Source organism: Catellatospora paridis (assembly GCF_009720365.1).
Lineage (GTDB): Bacteria > Actinomycetota > Actinomycetes > Mycobacteriales > Micromonosporaceae > Catellatospora > Catellatospora paridis.
Window position 1 is genome coordinate 378,860 of the sequence record NZ_ML769312.1, and the last position, 23,996, is coordinate 402,855.

Annotated in this window: 23 protein-coding genes and 1 pseudogene; 10 read left to right on the forward strand and 14 right to left on the reverse strand. The window is 72.4% G+C overall.

The window, feature by feature from the left end:
• Positions 1-86: 86 nt before the first annotated feature.
• The 5 genes from F9C41_RS01570 to F9C41_RS01590 all read right to left on the reverse strand — a co-directional run bounded on the left by F9C41_RS01570 (position 87) and on the right by F9C41_RS01590 (position 7,986).
• Positions 87-1,838, reverse strand: a complete 1,752-nt coding sequence (locus F9C41_RS01570) for an ABC transporter ATP-binding protein (RefSeq protein ID WP_155384762.1) — start codon at positions 1,836-1,838, stop codon at positions 87-89.
• A gap of 14 nt (positions 1,839-1,852) precedes the next feature.
• Positions 1,853-3,595, reverse strand: a complete 1,743-nt coding sequence (locus F9C41_RS01575; protein ID WP_230689201.1) for an ABC transporter ATP-binding protein — start codon at positions 3,593-3,595, stop codon at positions 1,853-1,855.
• Between the two features lie 112 nt (positions 3,596-3,707).
• Positions 3,708-4,751, reverse strand: a complete 1,044-nt coding sequence (locus tag F9C41_RS01580; protein WP_155384764.1) for a sulfotransferase family protein — start codon at positions 4,749-4,751, stop codon at positions 3,708-3,710.
• Positions 4,752-4,942: 191 nt separating this feature from the next.
• Positions 4,943-6,190, reverse strand: a complete 1,248-nt coding sequence (locus tag F9C41_RS01585) for an SGNH/GDSL hydrolase family protein (protein ID WP_155384765.1) — start codon at positions 6,188-6,190, stop codon at positions 4,943-4,945.
• A gap of 218 nt (positions 6,191-6,408) precedes the next feature.
• The gene (locus F9C41_RS01590) at positions 6,409-7,986 is read right to left on the reverse strand and encodes a right-handed parallel beta-helix repeat-containing protein (protein ID WP_230689202.1); all 1,578 of its coding nucleotides are present in this window, start codon (positions 7,984-7,986) and stop codon (positions 6,409-6,411) included.
• A 256-nt stretch (positions 7,987-8,242) separates the two neighbouring features.
• Between F9C41_RS01590 and F9C41_RS01595 the strand changes: the two genes are divergently transcribed.
• A complete protein-coding gene (locus F9C41_RS01595; protein ID WP_155384766.1) occupies positions 8,243-8,818 on the forward strand; it encodes a DUF3159 domain-containing protein in 576 nt (191 codons plus the stop codon).
• Positions 8,819-8,824: 6 nt separating this feature from the next.
• Here the strand turns inward: F9C41_RS01595 and F9C41_RS01600 are convergent, their stop codons facing one another.
• Entirely contained in the window at positions 8,825-9,271 is a 447-nt protein-coding gene (locus F9C41_RS01600) for a YybH family protein (protein WP_155384767.1), read from the reverse strand.
• Between the two features lie 100 nt (positions 9,272-9,371).
• On the opposite strand from F9C41_RS01600, the gene F9C41_RS01605 reads away from it, so the two are divergent.
• The 6 genes from F9C41_RS01605 (at position 9,372) to F9C41_RS01630 (ending at position 14,145) form a co-directional block, all read left to right on the forward strand.
• Entirely contained in the window at positions 9,372-10,220 is an 849-nt protein-coding gene (locus F9C41_RS01605) for an alpha/beta fold hydrolase (protein WP_155384768.1), read from the forward strand.
• Between the two features lie 94 nt (positions 10,221-10,314).
• On the forward strand, positions 10,315-10,887 hold the full coding sequence (locus F9C41_RS01610) for a hypothetical protein (RefSeq protein ID WP_230689203.1): 573 nt from the start codon (positions 10,315-10,317) through the stop codon (positions 10,885-10,887).
• Positions 10,877-11,911 carry a sensor histidine kinase gene (locus tag F9C41_RS01615; RefSeq protein WP_155384770.1) on the forward strand — a complete coding sequence of 345 codons (1,035 nt, stop codon included), beginning with the start codon at positions 10,877-10,879 and terminating at the stop codon, positions 11,909-11,911. The genes F9C41_RS01610 and F9C41_RS01615 overlap by 11 nt, the downstream gene beginning before the upstream one ends.
• Positions 11,908-12,534 carry a response regulator gene (locus tag F9C41_RS01620; RefSeq protein WP_155384771.1) on the forward strand — a complete coding sequence of 209 codons (627 nt, stop codon included), beginning with the start codon at positions 11,908-11,910 and terminating at the stop codon, positions 12,532-12,534. The genes F9C41_RS01615 and F9C41_RS01620 overlap by 4 nt, the downstream gene beginning before the upstream one ends.
• A gap of 98 nt (positions 12,535-12,632) precedes the next feature.
• On the forward strand, positions 12,633-13,721 hold the full coding sequence (locus F9C41_RS01625; RefSeq protein WP_155384772.1) for a phosphotransferase family protein: 1,089 nt from the start codon (positions 12,633-12,635) through the stop codon (positions 13,719-13,721).
• Between the two features lie 22 nt (positions 13,722-13,743).
• Positions 13,744-14,145, forward strand: coding sequence for a GNAT family N-acetyltransferase (locus F9C41_RS01630; protein WP_155384773.1), 402 nt, complete (start codon positions 13,744-13,746; stop codon positions 14,143-14,145).
• A gap of 45 nt (positions 14,146-14,190) precedes the next feature.
• On the opposite strand, the gene F9C41_RS01635 is transcribed toward F9C41_RS01630, so the two are convergent.
• The 3 genes from F9C41_RS01635 to F9C41_RS01645 form a co-directional block, all read right to left on the reverse strand.
• Positions 14,191-14,760 carry a DUF1349 domain-containing protein gene (locus F9C41_RS01635; RefSeq protein WP_155384774.1) on the reverse strand — a complete coding sequence of 190 codons (570 nt, stop codon included), beginning with the start codon at positions 14,758-14,760 and terminating at the stop codon, positions 14,191-14,193.
• Positions 14,754-16,316, reverse strand: coding sequence for an FGGY-family carbohydrate kinase (locus tag F9C41_RS01640; protein WP_155384775.1), 1,563 nt, complete (start codon positions 16,314-16,316; stop codon positions 14,754-14,756). The genes F9C41_RS01635 and F9C41_RS01640 overlap by 7 nt, the downstream gene beginning before the upstream one ends.
• A gap of 68 nt (positions 16,317-16,384) precedes the next feature.
• Positions 16,385-17,362 (reverse strand): LacI family DNA-binding transcriptional regulator, encoded by a 978-nt coding sequence (locus F9C41_RS01645; protein WP_155384776.1) that lies wholly within the window; start codon positions 17,360-17,362, stop codon positions 16,385-16,387.
• Between the two features lie 423 nt (positions 17,363-17,785).
• Here F9C41_RS01645 and F9C41_RS41035 point away from each other — a divergent pair, with 423 nt between their 5' ends.
• Positions 17,786-18,331: a hypothetical protein gene (locus tag F9C41_RS41035; RefSeq protein ID WP_230689204.1), complete on the forward strand. Its 546-nt coding sequence runs from the start codon at positions 17,786-17,788 to the stop codon at positions 18,329-18,331.
• 144 nt (positions 18,332-18,475) lie between these two features.
• Here F9C41_RS41035 and F9C41_RS42115 read toward each other — a convergent pair.
• Both F9C41_RS42115 and F9C41_RS40560 read right to left on the reverse strand, forming a co-directional pair.
• Positions 18,476-18,700: pseudogene (locus F9C41_RS42115) on the reverse strand (transposase); the annotation flags it as partial.
• A gap of 44 nt (positions 18,701-18,744) precedes the next feature.
• Positions 18,745-19,176 (reverse strand): GNAT family N-acetyltransferase, encoded by a 432-nt coding sequence (locus F9C41_RS40560; protein ID WP_196279581.1) that lies wholly within the window; start codon positions 19,174-19,176, stop codon positions 18,745-18,747.
• Between the two features lie 40 nt (positions 19,177-19,216).
• Between F9C41_RS40560 and F9C41_RS40565 the strand changes: the two genes are divergently transcribed.
• Positions 19,217-20,785 (forward strand): hypothetical protein, encoded by a 1,569-nt coding sequence (locus F9C41_RS40565; protein ID WP_196279582.1) that lies wholly within the window; start codon positions 19,217-19,219, stop codon positions 20,783-20,785.
• Positions 20,786-20,798: 13 nt separating this feature from the next.
• On the opposite strand, the gene F9C41_RS01665 is transcribed toward F9C41_RS40565, so the two are convergent.
• Positions 20,799-21,353, reverse strand: coding sequence for a mycothiol transferase (locus F9C41_RS01665; protein ID WP_155384780.1), 555 nt, complete (start codon positions 21,351-21,353; stop codon positions 20,799-20,801).
• Positions 21,354-21,442: 89 nt separating this feature from the next.
• Here F9C41_RS01665 and F9C41_RS01670 point away from each other — a divergent pair, with 89 nt between their 5' ends.
• On the forward strand, positions 21,443-22,402 hold the full coding sequence (locus tag F9C41_RS01670; protein ID WP_155384781.1) for a helix-turn-helix transcriptional regulator: 960 nt from the start codon (positions 21,443-21,445) through the stop codon (positions 22,400-22,402).
• Here the strand turns inward: F9C41_RS01670 and F9C41_RS01675 are convergent.
• Together F9C41_RS01675 and F9C41_RS01680 are read right to left on the reverse strand one after the other, a co-directional pair.
• The gene (locus F9C41_RS01675; RefSeq protein WP_155384782.1) at positions 22,399-23,319 is read right to left on the reverse strand and encodes an NAD-dependent epimerase/dehydratase family protein; all 921 of its coding nucleotides are present in this window, start codon (positions 23,317-23,319) and stop codon (positions 22,399-22,401) included. The genes F9C41_RS01670 and F9C41_RS01675 overlap by 4 nt on opposite strands.
• 43 nt (positions 23,320-23,362) lie before the next feature.
• Positions 23,363-23,980: a hypothetical protein gene (locus tag F9C41_RS01680; protein ID WP_155384783.1), complete on the reverse strand. Its 618-nt coding sequence runs from the start codon at positions 23,978-23,980 to the stop codon at positions 23,363-23,365.
• Positions 23,981-23,996: the final 16 nt, after the last annotated feature.

The following is a 23,996-nucleotide window of genomic DNA, read 5'->3' on the forward strand; positions in this document are numbered from 1 at the left end:
TGAGTGCGATCTATTAATTTTCATCTAGATAGGCCAGCGTCTATGGAAAGCGGAGTACCGGCGGGCCGTAGGCCCGCTCGGGCGGGTCAGGCCAGAGCGGTCTCGCCTGCCAGCCAGGCGGCGTGCAGCTTCGCGTAGGGCGAGTCCGCCACCGCGATGAGGTCGTCGTGGGGGCCGCGCTGCACGGCCCGCCCGTCGTCGACGACGATCACCTCGTCGGCGCCGCGTGCGGTGGCCAGCCGGTGCGCGATCGTGATCGTGGTACGCCCCCGCGACACCCGGTCCATCGCCGTACGCAGTCGCACCTCGGTGGCCGGGTCCACGGCGCTGGTCGCCTCGTCCAGGATCAGCAGGTCCGCGCCCGCGGCATGGGCCCGCGCGACCGCGACGAACTGCCGCTCGCCGACGCTGAGGCCCTCGCCGCGTTCGCCGACCACGGTGCCGAGCCCGTCGGGCAGGCCCGTGGCCCAGTCCAGCAGGCCCAGCTCACGCAGCACCCCGGCCACCTCGTCGTCGGTGAGCGCGCGGCCGAACCGGATGTTGTCGGCCAGTGAACCGCCGAACAGGAAACCCTCCTGCGGCACCATGACCACCCGCTCGCGCAGGCACCGCAGCCGCACCCGGTCCAGCGGCACTCCCGCGAGCAGCACCTGCCCCTGGCTGGGTGCGGCCAACCGGGCGACCAGCTTCGCCAGCGTGGTCTTGCCCGCGCCGGTCTGGCCCACCACCGCCACCCGGCTGCCCGCGGCGATCTCCAGGTCCACGTCGCGCAGCACCTCGGCCGACGTGTCCGGGTAGACGAAGCCGACCCCGCGCAGCGTCACCGCGACCGGGCCCGGCGGCAGGTCGACTGCTTCGGCATGGTCGGCGGGGTCCGGCTCGACGTCGAGGATGTCCAGCACCCGCCGCCACCCGGCGACGGCGTTCTGCAGCCCGTTGAGCATCTCCCCGGCGACCTGCGCGGGCAGCGCGAACTGGGCCACCAGGAACAGGAACGCGGCGATCTCGCCGACCGTCATCTGCCCGCCGACGCCCAGCAGCACGCCGACCGCGGAAGTCGCCGCCATCGCCACCCCGGTCGCGATCTCCCCGGCGGAGTACGCGGTGACCGTCAGCCGCGACGCGCGCTGGGACGCCAGCCGGTGCGCGTCGACGGCCCCGTCCAGGCGGGCGACCGTACGGGCCGACACGTCGTAGGACCGGATCACCTCGGCCCCGACGACACTCTCCGACACCACCGCGAGCATCTGCGCCGACCGCTGCCGCACCGTCCCGTAGGCGTCGGCCAGGTCACGCATGGCCGCCCGCACCACCCAGCCGACCGGCGCGAACACCACAAGCACCACCAGGGCCAGCGGCCACGAGTAGAAGAACATCACCGTGCCGGTGACCAGCGTCTGCCCGACGCAGATGAACAGGACCACGCCGTTCCACTGCAGGAACGAGGTGATCTGGTCCACGTCGGAGGTCGCCCGCGCCACCAGCGCGCCGCGCTGCTGCGCGCCCACGTGCAGCACCGGCAGGTCGTGCACGTGGCGGAAGACCTTCACCCGCACCGCCGCCAGCGCCGTCTCGCTGACGTCGAACAGGCGCAGCATCATCGCGTACCCGCAGACCATGGACAGCAACAGCACGCCCAGCCCGGCGGCGCCGATCACCGCGACCACCCCGGCGTCCGGGCCGCCCGGACCGCGCAGCCCGTCGTCGATGCCGCGCTGCACCGCGACCGGCACCGCGGCCCGCCCCGCGGTCATGCCCACCGCCAGCAGCAGCGTCACGGTCAGGCCCTGCCGCAGTTCCGGTGACAGGCGCATCGCCCGTCGCAGCGTGTCCCACATCGTGCCGCCGCCTTTCACACGCCCACCCGCCGGTCGTACGCCGCCAGCAGCTCCCGGTAGCCCGCCACGTCGCGCATCAGCTCGTGGTGCGCCCCGGCCGCCACCACGCGGCCCCCGGCCAGGTAGACGACCTCGTCGGCGAGGGCGATGGTCGGCCGCCGGGTCGCGACGACGAGCATGGCCGGGCCGCCGGGGGCTGCGCGCAGGCCCGCGACGACGGCCGCCTCGACGACCGGATCGACGGCGCTGGTCGCGTCGTCGAGCACGAGCAGCCGCGGGCCGCCGGCCAGGGCGCGGGCCAGCGCGATCCGCTGGCGCTGCCCGCCGGACAGGGCCGCGCCGCGCTCGCCGAGCTCGGTGTCCAGGCCCTGCGGCAGCAGCCGGACGAAATCGTCGGCCCGCGCCACGGCCAGTGCCCGCCAGACCGCGTCGTCGTCGACGCCGGCCCGCCCCAGCGCGACGTTGCCGCGCACCGTGTCGGCGAAGACGAACGGCACCTGCGGCACGTACGCCACCGCCGCCGCGTACGCCCGCGCCGTCAGCTCCCGCACGTCGACCCCGTCGACCAGGACCACTCCCGACTCGGGCGCTAGCAGCCGTGCCGCGACCGCCGCGACCGTCGACTTGCCGGAGCCCGTCGGCCCGACCAGTGCGACCACCCGGCCCGGGGCCACCCGGAACGACACGTCACACAGTTTCCGCACGCTCACCTGCCGCAATCGCAGCTCGGCCCGTCCGCCGCCGAGCGAGGCCGTGCCGTGCGGCAGGCCATCGGCGGCGGCCAGGACCCGGTCCACCCGCTCCGCTCCGGCCACCGCCCGGGGCATCGCGCCCAGCAGCCAGCCGATGGCCCGGATCGGCATGTCCATCAGCGCGAACAGGAACGCCGCGGCGGTCAGGTCACTCAGGCCGAGCGCGCCCTGCTCGCACCGCCACGCCCCGACGACCAGCACGGCCAGCGTGCCCACCTGGGGCAGCGCGTCGATCACCGGATCGTGCCAGGCACGGGTCCGGCCGATCGACACCAGCGCCTGCCGCAGCTCGCCGACCTGGTCGGCGAACCGTCGCGTCTGGTGATCCGCGCGGCCCATCACCTTGACCGTCAGCGCGCCGTCGAAGCTCTCGTGCGCCAGCGCGGTCACCCGCGCCCGCAGCGACTGGGCGAGCCGGTAACGCGGCGCGACCCGGCGCGAGTAGACGGCGAACACCGTGAGCAGGCCCGGAAAGACCACCAGACCGATCAGGCCGAGCGTCCAGTCCACCGCGAACAGCGCGACGAGCGCCCCGACCAGCAGGAACACCGTCGCCATGGCGTACGCGAGGCTGCCCGCGGGCGATGCCGACGCGTCGACGTCCGACGACGCGTTCGACAGCAGCGCCCCGGTCGGGTTGTCGCGGTGCCACGCGGGCGGCAGGTGCAGGTACTTGCGCACGATGGCCTTGCGCTGCCGCGCCTGCAGGCTCTGCTGCAGGTAGACCGCACCCAGGCGGCGGCTGAAGATGCCGACCACCTTCAGCGCGCTCAGCCCCAGCAGCGCGGCGGCCGCCGCGGCCAGCAGCCCCGCGTCGACCCGCCCGCGGTCGAGCATCGGCGCGACCACGTCGGCGACCACCGCGCCGATCGCGAACGCACTGCCGATCGACAGGACCACCACCAGGGCCGCGCCGCCGAGCGAGACCAGGAACAGCCGCGGCTCGGACCGGATCATGCGCCCGCAGAGCCCGGCGCCCTGGGCGATCAGCTCACGTGTCCTCACCGGCCCACCTCCGCGAGCACGCCGCCCGCGTGCGGGCATCGCGGTTCCACAGCGCGTGCCCGGCCCGGAGCACGTCGCAGGTGCGCCTTCGCCCCACCGTGCCCGGCTGCCGTCACCGCAGCGCCTCCACCCAAAGCTCGGCGACGGTTCGCGTGAGCGCGGCCTCGTCGAAGCCAGGCCCGGCGGTGCGGGCGGCGGTGGCCGACCGGGACAAGGTCGTGCCCTGCTGGGAATCCCTGGCCAGGACCTCGTCGAGCCCGGACGGCGCGGGCAGGTCACAGTGGGCGAACAGCGCATCGAGCACGGCCCGCGGGTCGGCGAGCAGGTCCTCGTAGGTCGCCGTGAACAGGTGAGCGCCGCGGTGCCGCAGCGCCAGCGCCCGTTCCAGCTGCACCACCCACTGGCAGGCCATGACCTCCTCGGGCGACAGCAGCCGCCCGACCCGCTGCCGCCATCGGGCGACCAGCGGGATCAGTCGGCCGAGCCGGTCCTGCACGGCCGCGGGGTCGGTGTTCAGGGCCGGGTCGTACCCGGCGAACGCCCGCGCGGTCGACCGTGCCCACGACAGCGGCTCCCGGTACAGGAAGACGGAGGCGAACTGCGGGAACTCCTCGTGCAGCAGCCAGGCGAGCTCGATGACGAAACTACGCGGCTTGATCACGACGGGGCGTCCCCGCGACAGCACCCGTACGCAGCTTCGGGTCAGCTCGCGCAGCTCTGGCCCGCTCAGCCGTGGCGCGAGCATGACCAGCTGGGTGAGCACGTCCGGTTCGGACAGCCCGGCCAGGCCGCCGCGTTCGGCCAGCGCGGCGGCGACCAGCGTCGAGCCGCACCGCCCGGTGGAGTAGAGGAACACGCCGCTCGGCTGCTCGGGCGTGGGCAGCGCGTGCAGCTCGTCGTAGGACAGGGCGACGACCTCGGTCGCGTGCGCGTACTGCGCCTGGAAGTAGAAGGGCGCGCCGCCCGGGTCGACGTCCGTCCTGGTGAACAGGGCGCGGCGGGTGTCGTGGTCGAGGCAGTAGAGGCTGTGCCCCGGTTCGGTCAGGACGACCCGCGGGTCGACGGAGGCCGTCGGCTCGCAGCGGAAGTCGGCGGGGCCCGCCACCGCGAGGGGGTAGGGCTTGGTCTTCTCCATGAGGGCGAGCAGCTGGGCCATCACACCGTCCAGGGAAGAAGACGGGGGCGGCATGCCGGCCGCCCCCGTCTGCACCTCTCGGTCTCGGTACGAGACCGAACCACGCGACCCCACGCTAAGGGCAAGCGCTTTCCGCAAACAAGCATGTGCATGTGCAGATTTGTTGCATGACATCAAAGCGGGTGGATAGCGCCAATTCCGGCGTCACCGGCTCACAGCAGCCAGAGCGGCACGGCGGCGGCGAGAGCCTGGGCGCCGGTGTCGTTGGGGTGGATGTGGTCGCCGCTGTCGTAGGCGGGCAGCACCTTGCTCGGGGCGGCCGGGTCGCGCAGGATCTGGTCGAAGTCGAGCAGCGCGTCGAACTCGTTGTTCCCGCGCAGCCAGGTGTTGACCGCCTGGCGGACGGCCTCCTTCTCGGGCGTCCAGGACGAGTAGCCCTCGAACGGGCCGAGTGTCGCCACGACGACCCGTACGCCGCGGTCCTTGGCCTGGACCGCGAGCTGCCGCAGCCCGCCGATGATCCGGTCGGCCGGGTATCCCGACAGGTGCACGTCGTTGATGCCCAGCTCGACGATCACCGTGCGTACGCCGGGCTGGCTGAACACGTCGTCGTCGAGGCGGGCCAGGGCGCTGTCGCCCAGGGCGGGGGAGTTGATGGCCAGGCCGTCGCGGGTGACCTGGTTTCCGGCGAGGCTCACGTTGAGCACGCCGGGGTCGCCCAGTGCGGGCCAGGTGCTGGTCACGCGGCCGGCGAGGTAGTCGGGCCAGCGGGTGTTCGCGCCGAGCGTGGCGCCCGACCCGTCGCTGATCGAGTCACCGAGCACGACCACGGCACCCAGACCCGTCGGCGTGAAGGCCTCGATGCCGGCCAGGTAGTAGAAGTGGTTGTACGCGGCGGTCTGCCCGCTGCCGTCGATCTCGCCGGCCTTGTCGCCCGCATAGATGTACGAGGTCTGCCGGGCCGTCCAGTGCCAGGACGTCGCGCCGGTCGCGACCGGCAGGTACAGCGTCACCGCCAGCTCCTGCAGCGCGGAGACGGGCAGGTCGACCGGGTCGCTGATCACCTCGGCACCCTTGTAGACCACGGCCGACGCGCTGCCGCCGAAGGTGACCGGCCGGATGCTGCCGGGCTGCAGGGTGGGCGAGCCGGGCGCGGCGGGCAGGCCGACGCTGGCCCGGCCGATGCTCAGCGGCCCGGTGCCGTACGCGTTGGTGAACCGCAGCCGCACCTTCTGCCCGCCGAGCGAGACCCGCACCAGCTGGCGGATCGACTGATCGGCGAAGCCGTTGAGCGAGCTGCCCGTGTTGGCCAGGCTCGGCGCGGTCAGCGCGGTGCCCCAGGTGCCCACCCAGCGTGGCGGCAACCCGCCCGAGGCCGGGCCTGCCGCGGCGACCATGGTCGTCGCGGCCAGGCAGAGCCCGGCGAGCGTGGCCGCGGCGCGGCTACGTTTGATCATCATTGGTGGAACCTCCGTCGATTCCCGAGGGGGATGGGGCGGACGCTCCGCCACCGGCACCACGATGTCAATAAATACGTAATATGTAGATACGCGAATCTACTGTCGTGGTTGCCGGTTCGGTTGATTTATCCGGCCGTCCGGCGGCCGGGCGGGGTCGCGCGGTGAGGCGGGCAGCCCAGGGGCACCGGGCGGCCCGCCGGCCTACCTGCGCAGCGCGGTCAGAAGCGTGCTCCGACGTCAGCGCCGTTGGTCGGACGCAGGAACGTGGAGGAGGGGATCGAGCCGTCGGCGGCCCGCGCTCCGGTGATCGTGGACGGGTCGGTGCTCTGCAGCGACCAGGTCCCGCCGAGGTCCCACGAGTTGCCCGAGCCGCTGGAGTTCGCGCCGAGCGAGACCGCGGTCCCGTTGGCCACCGCGAGGTTCCTGGTCAGCGTGCTGTCGGAGCGGTTGGCGTTGAACCCGGTGCCGGGGTTGTCCCAGGCCGTGCAGCGGTCGATCAGATGCTGGCCGGGGTTGTTGTTGTCGATGACGCCACCGACCGCGTTGTCCCAGGTCATGCAGTTGCGTACGGTGTGGCTCGCGGACACGGCGTTGCCGCCGAGCTTGAACCCGTTGCCGTCGCCGGTGTAGTTCGGCAGGTTCCACCGGTTGAACCCGTTGCCCCAGGACAGGCTGTTCTCCAGCAGGATCGGCGAGGAGAACATCCAGAAGTCCAGCCCGTCGTCGGAGTTGTTCCACAGGCGCGCGCCGCGTACGACGTTGCCGCTGCCGGAACCCTCCTTGATGGCCAGGCCGTCGGCGCTCTCGCCGTTCTTGCGCGGGTCGCGGTTGCCGTAGCTGTCCAGGTTGAGGATCAGGTTGTTGCTGGAGGCACCCTGCAGGTGCAGGCCGCTCTCGTAGTTGTCGCGGGTGATCAGCCGTTCGAACACGCTGTTGTTGGTGTCCAGCCCGAAGACGGCGTACGGGCCGTGGATGATCTCCAGGCCGACGATGCGCCACCAGTCGCCCTCGATGTGGATCGCGCCGCGCTCGGCGCGGGGGATCGTGGAGTCCACCGCGCCCGGCGTGTAGGACATGTTCTCCCCGTCCAGCACGACCTTCTCGCTGCCGTAGTTGCGCAGCGTGATCGGCTGGCTCGACGTGCCGTTCTTGAGCAACTGCACGTTGGTGCTCGGCGCGTACGTCCCGCCGCGGACGTGGATCGTGTAACCCGCCTGGGCCAGGTCGACCGCCCGCTGGATGGTCTTGAGCGGAGCGCTGAGCGTGCCCGCGTTCGCGTCGTTGCCGGTGGTCGCGACGTACAGCGCGGTCGCGGGCGGGGTGGTGGTGCCCGTCTCGAATTCGAGATAGTCGACGTTCGCCAGGCCCGTCGACGTGGTGGGGGTGAGCCGGACGGTGTTGCTGCCGGCGTTGACGTTCACCGTCAGTGTCTTGGTCGTCCAGGCGTCCCAGGTGCCGGTGCCCTCGAACGACACGGTCTGCACCGTGGCCCCGTTCACGGCCAGGGCGGCGGGCCGGGCCGTCGTGGTGCCGTTGGCGAACCGTACGCCCAGGGTGGCGGTGCCCACGGCCGACGCGGTGACGGTGAACTGCACGTAGCCGCTGGTGTTGTTGTTGCCGTTGCAGAAGCCGCTGCCGGAGAACCCGGCCCAGTTGCTGTCGACGGTGCCGACGCAGACGGCGGGCGAGGTCTCGGCCTCATGGCGGGTCGGCGCGGCCGCCGCCATGGGTGCGGGCAGCGCCAGCACCGCGCCGAGGGTCAGCGCGGCGGCTGCGGCCAATGATGTGACTCTCATGGGTCTCCCAAGCTGGAGCGGCGTGGTGCGAGCGCACGGCAGTGCGGATCACGCGCCGCGGGGCGGGGTGACGCGCGAGGGTCCTCGCCCGGAGGGGACCCGGAACGTCGATGCGACCCCAGTCTCTGGAAAGCGCTTGCCAAAAGGCAAGGGTTGACGGTTGCAGATTTGTTGCAGGCCGATCGGGCTCCGATCGGGACGGCGCCCAGATCCGGATTCGACCGCCTGCGCAGGGGGAGTGTGAGAAATTTGGACAATGGGGGCTAAGACGTTCCTGGGCTTCGTGCCGTGGATCATCTTCTGGGTGGTGAGCGGGCCGAGCACGTGGGAGTTCGCGGCCGGCGGCGCGCTGGTGGCCGCGCTGATCCTGCTCATCCCGTCGCACGAGCGCGGTCGGATCAAGCTGCTGGAGATCGTGTCGGTGCTGTTCTTCGGCGCGCTGACCATCGCCGGGCTGGTGCTCGACCACAGCAGACTGATGTGGCTGGAGGAGTACGCGCAGGCGATCTCCAGCGCCGTGCTCGCCGTGGTCGTGCTCGGCTCGCTGGCGTTCGTGCCGTTCACCGAGCAGTACGCCCGCGAGCAGGTGCCGCAGCAGTTCTGGTCCACGCCGCAGTTCAAGCACGTCAACCGGATGCTGACCCTGGTCTGGGGCCTGACGTTCGCCGTCTGCGCGGTGCTGGGCATGCTCGCGCAGCCCGATCACGGCGGCTCCGCCTGGCTGAACTGGATCATTCCGATCGCGCTGCTGGTCGGCGCGTTCAAGTTCACCGCCTGGTATCCCGAGCATGTGAAGGCCGATACCCGTGCCGCGGGGACGGCTGCCGCCTGAGGGCGGTCACGCCCCGGCGGGCAGGGTGGTGTCGTCGCGGGCGTCCATGTACATGTCGGACGCGATCTTCCAGCCGTCCGGCTCGCGGACGAACGCCTTCAGCGAGAAGTTGCGCCGCACCGGCATCGCCGACCCGTCGGCGCGCTGCTGCCCCTCGCGTTCGAGATAGGTCTTCACCACCGCCACGTCCGCGCTCAGGAAGCGGATGTCGGCCCGTGGCGGTCCGAGCGGCCGGCCCGCGGCGAAGTGCCGGTCGGCGAACAGCTCGGTCAGGTATGCCGCGATCTGCGCGCCGCCCGTGCGGGTCGTGCCGAACGCGTTCGTCCAGTCGGCGTCCGCGGTGTAGAGGTCGGCGACCCCGTCGGCGGACAGGCTGCCGAACGCGTGCCCCAGTCGCGCCATCACCGCGCCGATCGCGTCCTCGTCCTGCGGACTGCCCGTGAAACCGGCCATGACCGCAGCCTACGGCCGGGCGCTGCGGCGGAACCGCGAAAACGCGCCACCTGACCGCGGCATCAAATTATGATCAACATGGGTATGCGGAAGGAGTGCCATGACCGCGACACAGCACCCGCCCCTGCGGCGGCGCGAGCAGGGCGGCTGGGCGATCATCGAGAACGAGCCCGCCGCGGTCCGGCACCGGGTGCTCATGCTGCCCGGCCTGTTCTGCACCGCCGAGTTCTACACCGCCATGCTGGCCGACCCGGCGCTGGCCGAAGCTGATGTGCTCGCCATGGCCGCCGACCCGCCCGGATTCGCGGGCCGCCCCGTGCCGTCCGGGTTCGACTACACGATCGAGCGGTACGCCGACCTGGTCGAGCAGTTCGCCGCCCGGGAGGCCGTCGACGTGATCGTGGGTCACTCGTACTTCGCCAACGTCGGCATCGAGATCGCCGCGCGTGGCGACTACCCGGGCCGCCTGCTGCTGCTGTCACCGTCGTTCTCCCGCGACGACGAGGAGCACGACCTCATCGCCCTCGACGAGGCCGGACACGTGCCGGTGGTAGGCACGTTGGTCTGGCTCGGCATCAACCCGACCCTGAAGAAGGGCATGCGCGACCGGCTGCCCTCGGACCGCTTCACCGAGCTGTTCGCGCAGATGAAACGCAACCCGCATGCCGCCAACCGGCGCCTGGTTGCCGGGTTCTTCGACAACCTGCGGCGGCACGGCGACCTCGCCTCGCGGCTGGCCGGCACGGGCAACACGGTGTGGGTCGCCCGCGGCGACCGAGACGAGGTCGGGTTCACCGCGCAGGAACAGGCCGCCATCACGGGGGCCCCGCACGTGACGCTCAAGACCATCCCCGGCGCGGCCCACTTCTCCATCACCGACACCCCGCACGAGGTCGTCGAACTCGTCCTCGCGCTGCTGGCAGACCCGGCCGGCCCGGCCCAGGCCTGATCGGCCGAGCCGCCGCCGCCCCTCCCGGCGAGTCCAGGTGTTGTGGACGGTCGGCACTGCCGCAGTGACCAATGGCATGCCTAGCGTGCGCGGCATGTCAATGCAATGGTTGTCGCGCTTCGGCGCGGTCTGCGGCATCGTGCTCGGCCTGTCCCTGGGGGTGCCCGGCGTGGTGGAGGCGTTCACCGGGGAGACCGCGGTGACCAGCTTCGTCATCGGCCTGGGCGCGGCCTTCGGCGCTCCCGCGCTGTACGCGTACCAGCTGCGCCAGGCGGACGCGGCGGGCCGGTTCGGCGCGTTCGCGTTCGCCGTCAACGTCATCGGGCTCGGGTTGTTCGCCGGGGTCGGGTTCGCGCTGAACCTGGTCCTGTTCTTCCTCGACCAGGCCACCGTCTCCGCCGTGCTCGACGGGCCGACCCGGTGGGCGATCCTCGCGAGCGCGGCCGTCTTCGTGATCGGCACGGTCCTGTTCGGATCCTCCATGATCCGAGCCCGGGTGCTGCCCCGCGTTGCGGCGGTGGGTTACACCGTCTCGCTGGTCCTGCTCGCCGTGCTCGCGTCGTTGCCGGACTCGTTGCTCGGCAGCGCCGTGCACGTCGCGGCCGCCGCGTCGCTGGTGTGGCTGTCCGCCGCCGTCTGGCCCGTACCCTCGACCCGTGAATCCTGACCGTTCCGTCCGGTGGGTGTCGCCGGTGCTGTACGCCGCGGTCCTGGCCGCCGGTCTGCACGCCTGGCTGGTCGGCATCGGCGACACCCGCCTGCCCTTCTTCCTCGGCGGGATGGCCGCGCTGTTCGCGCTGGAGTTCGTGCGGCACGACCTGGTCGCCCTGCTCGGCCGCATCGCGCTGATCGTCGCCGTCGTGTGGGCCGACGGCTCGGGGCTGTCCCGCGTGCTGTTCACCCTGCTGCCGTTCACCGCGTACTTCGCCTTCGGCCGGACGGCGGGCATCGCGCTCGGCGCCGGCTGCCTGGCCGGGGTGGCCACGACCCTGCAGCTGCGCAGCCCCGGCTGGACGTCCGACAGCGAGCAGGTGTCGGACCTGCTCATGCTCGCCCTGGCCATCGCCCTGGCCGTCGCGATGGCGGCGGTCGCCGTGGAGGAGCGCCAGGGACGTGAGCGCATCGCCGCGCTGTCCGCCGCGGCCGAACGGCAGCGGCTCGCCCGCGACCTCCACGACGACCTGGGCCATCACCTGACGGCCGTCATCGTGCTGCTGGAGAAGGTGGAGGCGTTCGGTGAGCGCGACCCGCAGGCCGCGCAGCGCGCCCTGGCCGACGCGACCCGGTCGGCCCGGAGGGCGCTGGCCGACGTGCGTACCGCGGTGCGCACATGGGACTTCCACCTCGGCACGGCGCTGCGTGAGCTGTGCACCGACACGGTCGTGCTCAGGTTCGCGGGCGACGAGAGCCGCTACCCCGAGCCGGTGCTGCGCACCCTGTTCCACGCCGCGCAGGAGGCCATCACCAACGCCCGCCGGCACGCCGGGGACGGCGTCGTCGAGGTGCACGCCGAGCTGGGTCCGGACCGGGCGCTGCTGATCGTCACCGACACCGGCCCCGGGTTCGCCCCGGACCGGGAGGGGTACGGGCTGCGCGGCATGCGGCAGCGGGTCCGCGGGGTCGGCGGCGACATCGAGGTGGGTAGCGCGGGTTCGTCGGGCACCCGGATCGCAGTGACGGTGCCGCGGTGACGACACGGGTGGTGGTCGTCGACGACCAGCAGCTCATCCGGGAGGGCATCGCGTCCCTGCTCGGCATCCAGGACGGGGTCGAGGTCGTGGGCACGGCGGCCGACGGCCGCGAGGCGGTCGAGGTCGCCCTGCGCACCGGCCCCGACGTGGTGCTGATGGACGTGCGCATGCCGGGTATGGACGGCGTGGCGGCGGTGGCCGCGCTGTCGGTGAAGCTGCCGGCGTGCCGCGTGGTCATGCTGACCACCTTCGACGATCAGGACTACGTGGTCCGGGCGCTGCAGGCGGGCGCGGCCGGGTACCTGCTCAAAGACCTGCCGTCACGGGACCTGGCCGCCGCGGTGAAGCTCGCCCACGCGGGCGTGCTCCCGCTCGACCCGGTCGTGGCGGCGCGGCTGACCGCCGCCGTGCCGCAGCGATCACCGGCCGTCGCCCTGAGCATCCGGGAGTCCGACATCCTGCGGCTGGTCGCCCGAGGTATGACCAATCGCGAGATCGGCCGGGAGCTGCACCTGAGCGAGGGCACCGTCAAGAACCACATGTCGCGCATCCTCGACCGGCTCGGCCTGCGCGACCGTACTCAGGCCGCCGTCTACGCCCGCGACCACGGACTGCCGTCCTGACGCCTGCCGCTGGAGCAGTTCCACTCCCGCCCGCACGGGCGAAGCGCCCGCACCGAAATTCCGCGGCCCCGGTCCGGGGGACGCGGTAGCTTGGCGCGGTGGTCGACGATCTGGACGAAGTCCGAGCCCTGCTGCCCGGAGTGACCGTCTCCCCGGTGGACGCCCTCGGCGGCAGCGACCGCTCGGCGGTGCGCCGTGCACGGATCACCCGCCCCGGCGAAGCGCCGACGACGGTGATCGTGAAGACGTTCGGCCATCCGGAGAGCTGGGCGCGCGAATCCGCCGCCCTCGCCGTGCTGCCCGCGGGCACGCCCGCGCCGCGGCTGCTGGCCGCCGGGGTATCGCCGCCCGTCGTGGTCATGTCCGACCTCGGCACCGGTACGAACGTGGCCGACGCCCTGCTCGGTGCGGACCCGTCCGCCGCCGAAGCCGCCGTGTACGCGTGGACCGACGCCATCGCGGCCGTGCACCAGGCGACGCTGGGGATGCGTGACACGTTCCGCGCCGAGCTGGATGCGCGGGCGCAGCCGGGTTCGGCGCCGCTGACCTCCGTCGCGGCGACCCTCGACCAGAACATCGCCGACCTGCGGCAGGCGTGCGGACCGCTCGGCGTCGCGGTGCCGGAGTCGCTGGCCGACGCGTTCCGGGCCCACGCGGCCCGCCTCGACGACGACGCCGCCTCGGCCCTGTCGCCGAGTGACGCGTGCCCGGACAACAACGTGTTCACCGCCGACGGCCTCGCCCTCATCGACTTCGAGCACGCCGAGTGGCGGCACGTCGCCTGGGATGTCGCGTACCTGCGGGTGCCGTGGCCGTCGTGCTGGTGCTCCTGGCGGCTGCCGGACGAGGTCGCCGACCGCGCGGTGGCCCGCTACCGGCAGGCCGCCGCCACCGGCCTGCCGTACGTGGCCACGCCGGAATTCGATCTCGACCTGGGCGCGGCCACGGATCTGTGGGCGGTGCTGTACTCGTCGTGGTTCCTGCCGCTGACGCTGTCCGGCGACCCGCTCGCGGCGGGCAGGCGGGACTCCCCACGCCGCCGTGCGCTGCTGCTGCACCGCCTCGAGCTCGCGGACCGGACGTCGGCGGCGCCGGAGATCGCGGCGTTCGCCGGTGAGCTGCGCGCGGCCCTGGTCGCCCGATGGGGCGAGGTGCCGCTGGCGCCGGCCCGCGCCTTCCGAACCTGACGTGGCCTGGGAAGATCGTGCGGTGATCCAGATTCGGCAGTTCGGGTGGAGCGACTACGACGCCGTCGTGGCGGTGTGGGCGGCGGCGGGCCGGGAGGTCGTGCCGCGCGCCGAGCTGGCGGCGAAGCTGACCCGCGACCCTGAGCTGTTCCTCGTCGCGGAGACGGACGCGGACGTGGCCGGGGTGGTGATGGGCACGTACGACGGGCGGCGGGGTTGGATCCTTCGGCTGGCCGTGCGGCCGGAGCACCGCCGCCGGGGCATAGCCGGTCAGCTGGTGAGCGAGCTGGAGCGGCGCTTCCGGCTGCTCGGCTGCCCGCGGGTGAACCTGCTGGTCATGCCCGACAACGAGGCTGGACTGCGATTCTGGCAGGGACTGGGCTACCTGCCCATGCCCGACGTCCTCTGCACCAAGCCGTTGTAGCCCGCCGCCGGGATCGCGGGCCGCCGATTGCCGTCGTCCGGCCGGCTACTCGAGGTTCTCCCGGGACATCGGCGGGCCGATCCGGAAGTCCCGGAACGTGGCCTCCAGACCGGCGCGCTCCGGCGAGCAGCACATGACCCCGACGTCGACGGTGGGCGGCAGGTCGAGGTGTCCCAGCCGCAGCAGCTGCCACGGGCCGTCCGCGCTGCGGCAGTGGACGGTCACGGCTGCACCGAACCGGGTGACCCGCATCGCGACCTCGCCCCGGTGTCCCTGCATCGACACCATCGACACGTCGGAGAACTCGCGCGTGTAGACCGTGCTGACGTGCAGCGTCCCCGAAGTGACCTCCAGCCCGGTCTTCAGCCAGTTGCGCTCGTCGGCCCGGACCATCATGCCGGCCTGGTCGAACAGTGTCGTATGCGTGGCGGACACGACGACCTCGGCGGTGAAGTCCCCGGTCACGGGCCGGTGGTAGAAGTGCCCGTTGTCGGTGGTCCACCCGTAGAACGTCTCACGCCAGAAGTCCGTGCGCAGATCCGTGACAGCGCGCAGGACACCGTCCTCCTGCGACCACTCACCCGGCTCGTTGAGCCAGGACATCCCCGTCAGCACGGTGCTGAGCGTATCCGCAGGGCGCGATCCGCAATCACCCCTGGACCGTCGCTCATGCCGAGACCGGCAGCGTGCCGCTCACGGGCGGCGAGGGCGTGCACGACCGGCGCGGTCGCCGGATACAGGGCGAGGTACAGCGCGTACAGCTCGTCGTAGTCGGCGTGGGCCGACGGCGACGGGGTCCGCGATTCGACGATCGGGTTCCACAGGTCGATGTCGGGGCTGCCGACCGCGCCCGCGGCCAGGAACGCCGCGCCGAACGCGGCCCCGATGGTCTGGGCGGGGATCGCCTGCGCCAGCCCGGTCACATCGGACACGAGCTGCGTCCACAGGCTGCCCTGCGCGCCGCCGCCGACCGCGACGATACGCGCGACGCGCCCGCCCGCCTGCTCGATCGCGGCCACGTTGTGCCGCACCCCGAACGCCGTCGCCTCCAGCGCCGCCCGGTAGAGGTCGCCGCGGGTGTGCGAGACGGTCAGCCCGGCGAGCACGCCGCGCGCGTCGGGGTCGGCGACCGGGGTCCGCTCTCCGGCGAAGTACGGCAGCATGAGCAGCCCGTGCGCGCCCGGCCCGGCCTGCTCGGCCAGCGCCAGCAACTCCGGATAGCCGGGCGAGCCGAACAGCTCGCGCAGCCAGCCGGTGATCGCGCCGGAGGTGGCCATACCCCCGGCGAGGTTGCGGGTGCCGGGCAGTGCGCCGACGGTGCCCCACAGCGTCGGCGAGGTCAGCGGCCGGTCCACGGTGTTGATGAGGAACATCGTGGTGCCGTACATGAGCATCAGGTCGCCGACCCGGTGCGCGCCGACGCTGATCGCCTCCGACCAGGCGTCGATCGTGCCCGCGATCACCGGGGTGCCCGGCGTGAGACCGGTTTCGGCGGCGGCCGCGGCCGTCACCCCGCCGACGGTGTCGCCGGGCCAGACCAGTGGCGGCAGCTGCAGCCCCGCGGCGACCTCGCCCACCCACGGGCCGTACCAGTCCTGCGTGCCCGCGTCGTACATCGGGGTGCACTGGCTGGCCGAGTGGTGGTCCAGGTAGTAGGCGCCGGTGAGGTGCCAGCCGAGCCATGTGCTGGGCTGGAAGAAGCGCCAGTCGCCTACGACGGCCTGCGGCTCGTGCTCGGCCAGCCAGGCCAGTTTCGGCCCGGCCGCCTGGGTGCTCAGCGACGAGCCGCAGCGCTCGCGGATCGCGTCGGCCCCGCCGAGCAGCCCGGTCAGCCGCTCGATCTGCGCGGTGGCGCGCGTGTCGATGCCGTACAGCATCGCGGGTCGGCGCGGCTCGCCCGCGAGGTCGGTGACCAGCACGCACGGGCCCATCCCGCTCACTCCGACCGCCTGGACCGGCCCGGCCTCGGGCGCGGTCAGCAGCTCGCGGACGATCCCCGCGGCCTCGTCCCACCACACGCGGGCGTCCATCTCGACGTGACCGGGTGCAGGCCGCTGCACGTCGTGCTCGCGGGTTGCGGTGGCGACGATCGTGCCGTCGAGCGTGACGAGCACGCCCTTGCTGCTCGACGTTCCGATGTCGACGCCGAGGACACAGGCTTGCCGCAACATGCCCGTACCCTGGCAGAAATCGATTTCACCGTCAAGCACCGACGACACCGCGGGTGTCGCGCACGGTCTCAGCCGACGCGGGTCAGCTGGTTGCGCAGCACGATGGTGCGGGCCGGCTGGTCGTCGCCGCCGATCCGCTCCAGCAGCAGTTTCGCGGCGGTGATGCCCAGGTGCCGGGCCGGCATGTGCACCACGGTGATCGGGATCGGCGCCAGCGGCAGGAAGGGCAGGTCGCCGAAGACGGCCACGCCGGTGGCCGGGGGCAGTCTGCCCTGCTCGGACAGCACCCGCAGGGCGCCGGCGCTCATCAGGCTGTTGGCGACGAACACCGCGTCCGGCGGCTCCGGCAGGGCCAGCAACTCGCTCATCGCCGCGGCGCCGCCGTCGCCGCGGAAGTCGGCGAAGCGCAGGTAGTGGTCGTCGGCCTCGGCAGGGCGGCCGCCGGTGACCGCGTCGCGCCAGCCGTCGGCGCGCTGGGTGGCGGTCTCGACGTCGCTCGGGCCGGTGATGCACGCGATGCGCTGGAAACCCTGCTCCACCAGGGTCTGGGTGGCCGCGCGGCCACCGGCCCGGTTGTCGACGGTGACCGCGTCGACGTCCACGCCGTGCGGGCTGCGGTCGACCGCCACCACCGGGCACCTGCGGGCGAGCAGGCCGCTCAGGTCGCTGTCGCCGCCCGCGGCCGCGATGATCACGCCGGCCATGGTGGCGCTCAGCGCGATGTCGAGGTAGCGCAGTTCCTTCTCGTGGTCCTCGTCGGTGTTGCACAGCACCACCGAGTAGCCGGCAGCGTGTGCCACGTCCTCGACGCCGCGCGCCAGCGCGGTGAAGAACGGGTTCTCGATGTCCGGGATGACCAGGGCGATCACCTCGGAGCTCTGCAACCGCAGGGTGCGCGCGGTACGGCTCGGCGTGAACGCCAGCGCCTTGGCCGCCTTGCGCACCGCCTCGGCCTTCTCGGGGGACACGTTGGCGCCGTTGAACACGCGCGACACGGTGGCAGGGGAGACCCCGGCCGCGGCGGCGACCTCGTAGATCGTTGGCATCGCTTCCTCGTCGATCGGCCGGCTGCCCGCCGGTGGAGCTGGGGTCCGGGCTCGGGGCATCGGCGACCCGTCGACACGGCGGCGCCCTCACCGTACCCTAATGAAATCGATTGCACGCGGTGTCCTCTGCCCGCAGTCGAGCCTGCCCCGAATCTTCGAGGAGAGTGTGCGGTCACCGTGGACCCCAGTACGATCGCACGGCTGCGGGCCGTGCAGACCCGCTCGATCAGTCCGGAGGACTTCGACGGGTCGGCAGGTGGTTCCTCATCGCCGAAACCAACTTCCGCGCTGTGGGAGCCTGGACCCGCGTCACGGTGAACTTCAACAGCGGCTCCCGTACCGCCGATCGACTGCCTACGGATCTCCGCCGCGGGCTGCGATATGGGTTCGACAGCGCCCCGGCAAGACTGGTTCGCTTGCCGGGTGGATCAGGCCGTGTTCTTCACCCACCCCAACCGTGCCCACGGCCCGGGGGCAGCCCTACGACGCTTGGGAATCCAGGTAAATGGTGAGGACCTGCGCCTCATCGCGGCCGAGGCGACCCGTGATCTCTGGCGGACCGAACTCTCTGGCCGGTATGACGGCGAGAAGTTGTGGCGGTTCGTGCTCGATCAGTACACGGACCTGTGGGCCTTTGAGCTGAGCGTGCCGTCGAGGCTGCTGCTCGGTGAGCCGGACGAAGACCACCGGCGGACACACGGCCTGTGGGATGGCCGCACACCCCTGTTGGGCTGCGGCTCGTGCGGCCACTGGGAATGCTGGCCGCTGCTTGCCGTGATTAGCGCCGACGACTGCATCGTGACCTGGTCGGAGTTCGCTCAGCCGCGCCGCGAGCAGTGGGGCGAGCTGCTGATCGGGCCGTACACCTTCGATCGCGCCGCATATGAGGCGGCGCTGGCCGACCCTGAGGTGCTCGACGCCGATCCCGGGTGGGCCTGGCTGCCCAGCGACGATGATCCCAACGCGTGACCCGCGCCGCCCCGACTGTCGTGGATCTCGGGTGAGGTCGCGTAGCCAGATCTTCATCGTGGCGACGTCGACCCGCGGCCTGGTACATGAACTCTTTCGCTCGTCGGTGTAGCAGTCGATGCGCAGCGCGTCGCAGATCGTCGCCCAGGTCCCATCCAGGGCCCAGCGGCGTTTGCGCTGGTACACCGTCTTCCACGGGCCGAACCGTGCCGGCAGGTCCCGCCAGGTGATCCCGGTCCGCTCCCGGCACAAGATCCACGAGATCGTCGTCCGATGATCACGCCACCGGCCACCATGCTGCGTATCCACGGGCAGCAGCGGCTTCAGCATCTCCCACTCAGCATCGGTGAGCTCGAAGCGTCCGGACACGACACACGTGATACTCGCGTGCGTCCAGATCCAAGAGACACGCCCTAAGCCGCGCCGAGCGTGAACACCACGTGACGGACGAGCAGGCCGGTGCCGTCGTCGACGTAGGGCTCGCCTGCGACGCGCGCACCACAGGCGGTGTAGAAGGCGACGGCGGTCTCGCGGGCGTCCGCCCACACCACCCGCTCGCGGTCGGCCCGGGCGCGGTCTGCGACCGCGGCCAGCAGCCGCCGCCCATACCCGCGCCCCTGGTAGGCGGTGTCGACCGCCATCGCCCAGAAATAGCGCGCCGGGACATTCGGCTCATCAGGACACGGCCAGGTCGCGTGGGACACCGCGGCGACAACAGTGCCACCGTCGAGCAGCGCCATATGACCTGCGCTGCCGTCGTCGATCCGAGTCTCAGGAGAAGTCCAGCCCAGCACCTCCGATCGCAGCCGATAGGTCCGCTCCACGGCGACGTCCGTCAGGTCCACGCAGCTACCGTAGCCGCAGCGCCGCGGGTAGCCTCCGCTCGTGGTGATCTCCGACGAGACCGGCGCGGCGGGGCACTTCCCGGCGCAAGGCCCGGCGGCCGACCTTTCGGCGATGCTCACCGCGCTGTGCGGCCCGGACCCCGACCGGGCCGGTGACGCGTTCTCCTCGCTGTGGCCACGGTTGTTCGCCGGTGGGCGCCTCACCCCGGAGACGGCTCCAGCCGTCCGCCGGCTCGTGGCAGTGCTGGACGATCCCGCGCTCGGCGCCGGTGACGCCACCATCCGCGAAGGCGTCCTGTTCCTGATGCGCGAGATCGCGCGAGTGGCGGGGGACGCGCACGCCGACGCCGGGCAGGTACCGCCCCGCGGGGCGCTGTCCGATTGCTTCGAGCTGCTGCCGGAGGTGTTCGACGCGGTGTGGCCGATCCGGCCCGGCTGGCCGTCGTGGACCCGGACGATGGCCGCCAGCACAGCGGCGACGCTGGTCAGGCATCCCCGGCTGGCCGCCCGTCGCGCCGATCTGATCGCGTACCACCAGCAGACCGCGCAGGCGACCGCCGACCGCCGTGAGTGCGCGAGTCTGGCCCTCGGGCTCGGCGAACTGGGAGTCGCGCCACGGGACTGGCTTGACGATCCGAGACTCGCCGTGCGGACCTGCGCCGCGCTCGCACCGGTGCTCTCCGACGATCCGGACGCGACCGAGGTGCTGGTGCGGGCGGCCGAACGTCCACGCGCATTCGACCACTCGTTCACCGAGCCGTTCGTGCCTCCGGCGTACCGCATGATGACCCTTCCCCAGCTGCGCGACCTGCCGCACAGGGTGCTCATCCGCACCGTGTGCGAGCGGACCGGCGACTTCGGCCGGCTGGTGCATGCCGCCCTGGCGGCGGTAGGCCTGCGCGGCGTCGTGGGGCCGATGGCCGAGTTCGGGCCGTACCTGCGCCACGCCTTTCCCTCCGGGCTGGTGGACGATGACACGGCGTCGACCGAGCAGGAGCGCTTCGCCCGCGTGGTCGCGGACCGTGACGAGCTCTGGGATGGGACCTGTGCCGGGGTCGCCGAGATGTTCGCCGCGGCCGACCTGCCGCACGACCGCGAGCGGTGGCGCGAAGTGCGCGTTCCCGTTGCACTCGACAGCGCAGGCCGTCCCACCTACAGCGCCGCCGGGATCCTGCTGTCAATGCCGACCTGGTCGATCAGAAACAGTCCCCACATGTTCATCAGCGCGGCCCGGACCGATCCGGATCTGCTGCGGAAGCTGTTGGACGTCGTGTCGTCCGATGAGGTGGCAGTGGAGGTCGAAGGGCCGTTGCGGTTCTCCGCCGCCGCGACGGGCGTCGAGGCTGGGCGGCTCGATGTCGGTGAGCTCATCGCCTGGGGGCCGTACAACTACCGCCCGGCATACGGGGTAGGGGTCGCGGCGGCGCTGAGCCTGTGGGTGAGCGTGTACCAGTGGCGCGACGGGACCGCGTACCGGCAACAGTTCGTGGACGGTGTGCCCGCGGGGCCGATCGAGACGCTCGGCCCCGCCGACCGCGGCGACGGCTACCGTTTCGTCTTCGAACTCGACCCCGAGTGGGTGCCGCCGGGCACGCGGCTGCCTGGCTGAGCACCGGTCGCCGTCACTGCGGCGGGTCCTCTCCGGTGAGCCCGTCGACGGCCTCGCGCAGCAGGTCGGCGTGGCCCACGTGCCGGGCGTACTCGTCGTGCAGGTCCACCACGATGCGGCGCAGGTTCGGCGACGTGCCGTCGGCGGCGGCCGTGTACTTCGCGGGCTGGTCGAGCCCGCCGTCGGCGAGCGCCTTCGCCATCGCGGCCCGCGAGCGCTCGACGGCACCCTGCCACAGCCCGTACAGCTCAGCAGGCGAGTCATCGGCCGCGCTGCGCCACACCCACCCCGGGTCGGCCGCCTCGGGAGCGTCCAGCGGCGGTCCGGGCGCCTCGCCCGTGAAGTCGATGGTGTACCGCTCCTCGACAGCTGCCATGTGCTTGAGCAGGCCGGCGAGGGTCAGCGTCGACGGCGGCTGGGGCCGGTTCAGCCCGGCCGCGTCCAACCCGCCGCACTTCCAGGCGAAAGTGGCGCGGGAGCGGTCGAGGGCGAACATCAGCATCTCGACCTCGCCGGCGGTCATCGACGGTTCGTGGATCACGGTGCTCAGGACGATGTCGTCGGTCATGGGAGCAGGCTAAGTTCGGTTCCGGACGTTCTACGTCCGGAACCGCACGGCGGCCGCGCCGGATGCGGCACGCGCAGGAAGGACACCCCGTGACACCCGACGTGAGCCCCACCGCGCGGGCCCTGATGGCGCTGGAGTTGCTGCAGGGCAACCCCGGCATCACCGCCGAGCGGATCGCCGACAAGCTGGGCGTGTCCGAGCGGGCCGCCCGCCGCTACGTCGGCATCCTGCGCGAGGCGGGCATCCCGATCGAGTCGGTGCGCGGCCCGTACGGCGGCTACCGGGTGGGCCGCGGCCTGCGGCTGCCGCCCCTGGTGTTCAGCGCGGCGGAGGCGCTGGGCCTGGTCATGGCGGTCCTCGACGGCCACCACGACGCGGGCGACCCGACCAGTCCCGTCGGCGGCGCCCTGGGCAAGATCGTGCGGGCGCTGCCCGAGCAGGTCGCGGCGCAGGCCGAAGCCGTCCGCCGAGCCACCGCCCCGGCGCCCGACCGCGGGGCCGCCCGGCCCGACCCGCAGACCACCACCGAACTCGTGCGCGCCGGTGCGGACCGGCGGCGGGTGCGGCTGCGTTACCGCTCCGAGGCCGGTGTGGAGCGGGACCTGGACGTCGACCCGTGGGCGGTCGTCGTGCGGCACAGCCGCTGGTATCTGCTGTGCTGGTCGCACACGTCCGATGGGCGGCGGGCATACCGGATCGACCGGGTCCGCGGCGTCGAGGTGCTCGACGACGGCTTCGTCCCCCCGGCCGACCTCGATCCGGTCGCCACGCTGGAGGAGCATCTCGCGGTCGGCTGGGAGTACGCCGTCGAGGTGATCATCGACGCGCCCGCGGCCGACGCCGCGCGGCACGTGCCGCCGAACCTGGGACGCGTCGAGCCCGTCGACGCCGACAGCTGCCGGCTGGTCGGCACCACCAGCAATCCCTGGTGGTACGCCCAGCAGCTCACCGCCGTCCCCGTGGCGTTCCGGATCGTCGGCGGCCCCGAGATCCGCCACACCGCCCAGGTGCTCGGCCGACGACTGCTCGCCGCCGCCGAGCCGGGCTAATCGCCCGCCTGCCGGCCGAACGTCTCCCGCAGGGCCGCGTCCAGCGGGCGGCCGGACGGCGGGTCGACGAACAGTTTGGCGAGCATCAGTCCGGCGAAGTGGGATGGGTTGATGCCGGACTCCTTGCGCCCGAGGGCCTGCAGCACACCCCCGGATCGCATGGCGGCCCGGACGACCCCGGCAGGCAGGTGACGGACCCGGCGGGGTCGGCCGACCGCGTCGGCGATGCGCGCGATCAGGTCGTGCCAGGTCAGGTTCTCGTCGGCGACCGGGATGTCGGTGCCGTCGGCCCGCTCCAGCGCGTCGACCGCGACCTCGGCCACGTTACGCGCCGACGTCGCCGCGGTCCCGCCCAGGGGGACGGCCAGCGGTGCGCGGGACCTGGCCCAGCCGTCCAGCGGACCGGCCCAGTTCGGCAGGCGGTCACCGGCCCGGCCGAAGACGAACGGCAGTTCGAGCACCGCGACCGGCAGCTGCGGCCCGGCGGCCGCGCGTGCCTCGCGGGCCTGCTCGACCCGGCACCGGATGTAGACGTGGCGCTGCGGGAGCCGCCACTCGGGGTGCAGCCGGTCGAAGTAGGTGTAGTACGAGCCCATGATGACCCCGCGGGTGAGGCCCTCCGCACGGGCGGCGGTGAACAGGCGCACCACCGGCTCGACCATGTCCCTGCGGAACACCGGGTGGATCGGCTTGCGCAGCGGCCGCTGCTCGTCCGAGCGGGCGGCGTACACCACCCCGTCGTGACCCGCCAGCAGCGACCGCAGCTCCTCGACGGATGCCGACGCGAGATCGAGCACGTGGTCGACGCCCGGACGGGCCGACCGCGCCACCGTGGTCGCGGCATGGCCCCGCTCACCCAGCACGTCCACGACATGCGCGCCGATCAGGCCCGTACCACCCACCACGAGAATTCTCACGATCGCATCGTCCACTCCGGACCCGACCGCCAGTCAACCGGGGTCACATGACCTGCCCGGCGCGGGCGGCGGTGGCGTAGTCCCGCACCTCCTGTGGCGCGTGGCGGTGCCGGGCCAGCCACCGGTCCACGATCGCCTGCGCCGCCTGGGGTGCCTGGCAGTGGGCGTGACCCAGGCCGTGCAGCGCGGCCCGCTGGCATGGGACCGACGGCAGTGCCAGCGTGTCCTCCAGCACGTCCAGCACGGTGTCGTCGCCCAGGTCGAGGGGCGCGATGTCGAAGAACATGAAGCAGACCGACTGCAGTTGCGGCTCGTTCCGGGGCTGCTCGACCGATATCCGCGCGGCGAACACCTCGGCGAACAGCGTGACGATCGAGCGCAGCCCGGTGGTACGCAGCACCACCGGCACCTGCCGGGAGCGCAGCACGCCGAGCCCGTCGTCGACGATGTCGCGTACGCCGCAGGCGACCTGGTCGTCGGAGTGCCGCCGCAGCAGGCTACCCGCGTTGCCGAACAGTTCCCGGATGCGTTCCGCGGTCGCCGCGGGCGTGTCCTGGCGGGCGTACCGGTCGAACCACTCGTGGGGCTGGTCGTCCCACGAGCCGTCGTCGTCGGCGGGCCGGTCGAACAGGTAGGCCAGCCAGGCCTCGAAGCCGTTCACGGTCCTGATTGAACCG